The sequence below is a fragment of the Clostridium sp. genome (assembly GCF_051656525.1).
In the GTDB taxonomy this organism is placed as follows: domain Bacteria; phylum Bacillota; class Clostridia; order Clostridiales; family Clostridiaceae; genus Clostridium.
Map to the genome: position 1 here is coordinate 1 of NZ_JBOGCC010000063.1, position 3,334 is coordinate 3,334.

4 protein-coding genes are annotated in these 3,334 nt (G+C 28.1%); 3 read left to right on the plus strand and 1 reads right to left on the minus strand.

Features of this window, described 5'->3' with window-relative positions; genetic code table 11:
• Window positions 1-467 (plus strand): Cys-tRNA(Pro) deacylase (gene ybaK / locus ACRDDY_RS02275; protein WP_438563353.1); only part of this gene is annotated, 467 nt, incomplete at its 5' end.
• A 345-nt stretch (window positions 468-812) separates the two neighbouring features.
• Here ybaK and trhA read toward each other — a convergent pair.
• Window positions 813-1,460 (minus strand): PAQR family membrane homeostasis protein TrhA, encoded by a 648-nt coding sequence (gene trhA, locus ACRDDY_RS02280; protein WP_438563354.1) that lies wholly within the window; start codon window positions 1,458-1,460, stop codon window positions 813-815.
• 216 nt (window positions 1,461-1,676) lie between these two features.
• Here trhA and ACRDDY_RS02285 point away from each other — a divergent pair, with 216 nt between their 5' ends.
• Both ACRDDY_RS02285 and ACRDDY_RS02290 read left to right on the plus strand, forming a co-directional pair.
• A complete protein-coding gene (locus tag ACRDDY_RS02285; protein ID WP_438563355.1) occupies window positions 1,677-2,237 on the plus strand; it encodes a DUF1836 domain-containing protein in 561 nt (186 codons plus the stop codon).
• 1 nt (window position 2,238) lies between these two features.
• On the plus strand, window positions 2,239-3,334 hold a 1,096-nt coding region (locus tag ACRDDY_RS02290), incomplete at its 3' end, for a P-loop domain-containing protein (protein ID WP_438563356.1).

Sequence of the window (3,334 nt, forward strand, 5' to 3'; positions counted from 1 at the left end):
AAAAAACAAATGCAATGAGAATATTAGATAAAAAGAAAGTAGCATATGAGGCATTAGAATATGATGCAACAGATGGACATATAGATGGAGCAGCAGTTGCAGAAAAGACAGGACAAAAACCTGAAACTGTATATAAAACATTAGTAACAGTAGGGAGTTCAAAGGCTTTATATGTATTTGTAATTCCAGTATTAGAAGAGTTAGACTTGAAAAAAGCTGCAAAAGTGGCAGGTGAAAAAAAGATTGAAATGATACATGTAAAAGATATAAATAAATTTACTGGATATATTAGAGGTGGATGTTCCCCACTTGGAATGAAAAAAGAATATAAAACATTTTTCCAAAAGGAAGCAATAGACTTAGAAAAAATAGTTTTCAGTGGTGGAAAAATTGGACTTCAGATAGAGATGAATCCAAAGGATTTAGAAAAAGCTATAAGAGTTAGCTTTGAAGATGTAAAAAAATAAAATAAAATTTTAAACGCTCTCGAAAATCGGCACTTTTCGAGAGCGTTTATATTTAAAAGTATATAAGGCTTTTTAATATAAGAAGGTTCCTTCCTATATTTATATAATATAAAAGCTTTGTGAAATGGATATGAAAAAAGAAATATTAATTTAAAAAAGTATTAAAGCCCTTAACCTTAATGGTTAGGGGCTTTTTATCTGATAGCTAGTGCCCGGAATACCCCCCATTTTCTACAAGTGGGGGAAAATGGGCACACGCTCCTAGATAAATTCGACTAAAGAGTCAGTTGGAGTTAACACTCCATCTGACTCAAGTCTCATTTTATATAGAATTTGTGTGTTAGCTTATAAAAGATATACAAAGACTGCTATAAAGTGTGAAAGGCTTCCAAGCATTATAAAAATATGAAAAATTTCATGAGTTCCAAAGATTCCAATTTTAATTTTATCATCTCTAAATGCATAGATAACTCCACCAATTGTATAAAGAATTCCTCCTAAAACTAAAAGGAAAAATGCAGTTCCGTGTAAAACTTGTGAAAGTGGATAGATAGCAAATACTGCAAACCAACCTATAGCGATGTACATAACGCTTGAAATCCACTTAGGGCAAGTTACCCAAAATAATTTAAAAATTATACCTAATAAACCAGCTGTAAAAACTATTGCAAATAGTACGTAGCCAACTTTATTATCTAGTGCAATTAAGCAAAATGGCGCATATGAACCTGTAATTAAAACAAATATCATAGCGTGATCAAATTTTTTTAATCTATGAAGAACTTTCTCATTTGATTTAACAGAATGGTATATTGCTGATGCAGTATAAAGTAAAATTAGACTTACACCAAAAAAAAATACTGAAAAAATTTCTATACCAGAGCAATGTTCTATAAATGCTTTAACTAATAAAGCGATTAACCCAATAAATGATAATATTGCACCCGTTAAATGAGTTAAGCCATTAACAGGTTCTCTTAAATATTTTTCCATACTCAAACCCTCCTATAACGACATATAGTTTTATAAACTATATGTTATAATGTTATTATATGTTTATAATATAATAATGGTCAAAGTTAGTATTTCCTTAAAAAAAGAGATTAAACAGGATTTTTCTGTAAATATATTGAAATATCTCTTGAATACTATTATTATTAATATATATATAACGTTAAGTAGTTTATAAAACTAGATGAGGTGTTTATAATGAATAAAGAAAAAATGTTAGATATGATAGATGAATTAAATTTAGATAAAAATATAGAACTTGAAGAAATTCCAGAGATTGATTTATATATGGATCAAGTGATTCAAATGTTTGAAAGCAAATATGAAAGTGTGAAGAGAAATAAGGAAGAAAAAGTTTTAACAAAGACAATGATAAATAACTATGCAAAGGGTAAATTACTTATGCCAATAAAAAATAAGAAATACTCTAAAGAACATATAATTTTAATGAATTTAATTTATAACTTTAAAGGAACATTATCAATAAATGATATAAGACATACTTTAAGTTTAATGGTAGAAAGTGAAGATTCAAATGAAATAAGAGAAACTTATGAAAGATTTATAGATATATCAAAAAATGATTTAGAGAAATTCAGAGAAGAGAATGAAGAAAGAGTTGAAATGATTAATGAAATTTCAAATGAAGAAGATGAAAAGTTTTTAATGTTATGCTCAGTTATAAATATGAGCAACATGTATAGAAAACTTGGAGAAAAAATTATAGATAATTTCTTTGTAAAAGGGGAGGAAAAATAATATGGTAGGAATGGATGAATTAAAAAGAAAAATTGAAAAGATAGATGGTAGAGGATATAAAGCATATAAGGAGCTTGAAGGGGGTTATGAGTTTGATAAATATACTTTATATATAGATCATGTTCAAGGAGACCCTTTTGCAGCACCATCAAGAGTGAGAGTAAGTTTAAAATCAAAAGTAAATAAATTTCCATTAGAATATTTTAATGAAAACCATAAAAGAGTAGGAACTATTGATTTTATAGGAAGATTATTTAGTTTAAATATAAATAGATATTGCACAAGAGTTATGGGCTCAGGGAAAAGTGGAGTAGTAAATATAAGCAGATTTAATCAAGAAATTTTAGATAGAACTGCCATTGTAATAGATAAAGAAAAGTTAGAAGCAAGGTTTGAAGTAGGTTTTCCTGCAAGAGGAAGAACTGTTTTAGGAAGAGAACTTATAAAAATTCTTTATGACTTTTTACCTAAAATAGTAGAAGAGAGTTTAATTTATGAAAATGTAGATAAACTTAAATTAAAAAAGAGAGTAGAGCTTGTAGAAAACCAAGAATATATAAGAAATGAATTAAAGAATAGAGATTTAATAGCCTTTGTAGAGAATGGTTCAATTCTGCCAAGAGAAAGTGGAATATCACAGAAGCCTTTAAGAGATGGAATAAAATTTAAATCACCAGAGTCAATGGAAGTTACTATGAATATACCTTTTGGAGGGCCTTTAAAAGGTATGGGGATAAAGAAAGGTATAACACTTATAGTTGGTGGTGGATATCATGGAAAATCAACCCTTTTAAATGCTTTAGAGCTTGGAGTATACAATCATATTGAAGGTGATGGAAGAGAGTATGTTATAGCAGAAAATACAGCAATGAAAGTACGTGCAGAAGATGGAAGATGTATTTTAAATGATGATATATCGTTATTTATAAATAACTTACCTAATGGAAAAAGCACAGAAAAATTCACATCAGAAAATGCAAGTGGAAGTACATCACAAGCAGCTAATATTGTAGAAGCTATAGAAATGAAATCTAAAACAATATTAATAGATGAAGATACATCAGCAACAAACTTTATGATAAGAGATGATATTATGC

What these genes read in the sequence shown, in the direction of transcription:
- trhA (WP_438563354.1), bottom strand. Translation starts at nt 1,460, where the DNA reads ATGGAAAAATATTTAAGAGAACCTGTTAATGGCTTAACTCATTTAACG.
- ACRDDY_RS02285 (WP_438563355.1), top strand. Translation starts at nt 1,677, where the DNA reads ATGAATAAAGAAAAAATGTTAGATATGATAGATGAATTAAATTTAGAT.